This is a genomic window from Streptomyces sp. UF-297, from assembly GCF_058245575.1.
In genome coordinates this window covers 1-371 of record NZ_JBSIBZ010000270.1, presented here as the reverse complement: position 1 = coordinate 371, position 371 = coordinate 1, and the positions used below count along the sequence as shown (strand labels likewise).

Annotated in this window: 1 protein-coding gene; it reads right to left on the bottom strand. The window is 70.4% G+C overall.

Translation table 11 applies throughout. The annotated features are described in order from the left end of the window. Nucleotides 1-371, bottom strand: a 371-nt coding sequence (locus AC4IJH_RS43785; RefSeq protein ID WP_490857611.1) for an acyltransferase domain-containing protein, incomplete at both ends; no start/stop codon positions are given.

Here is a 371-nt window from a genome sequence, read left to right as displayed (position 1 = left end):
CTCCCGTACCAGTACGCGGCGTCCAGCTCCTCGCCGGACAGCGTCTCGCCGGACATGGCCGACACCATCGGCATCCGGCCCTGGCGCGGCGCGATCCCGTCGAGGACGGAAAGGATCTCCTTTTCGAGCCGGTCCACCTGGGCGGAGTGGGAGGCGTAGTCCACGGCCACCATCCGGGCGCGTACGCCCTCGGACTCCAGCTCCGCCTGAAGTTCCTCCAGAGCCCCGGGATCTCCGGAAACCACTACCGAGGCCGGGCCGTTGACAGCCGCCGGCGACAGGCGCTCGCCCCACTTCGGCAAGCGCTCCTCAACAGCGGCGGCCGACAGGCTCACCGAGAGCATCCCGCCCGCACCCGCCAGCACCTTCAA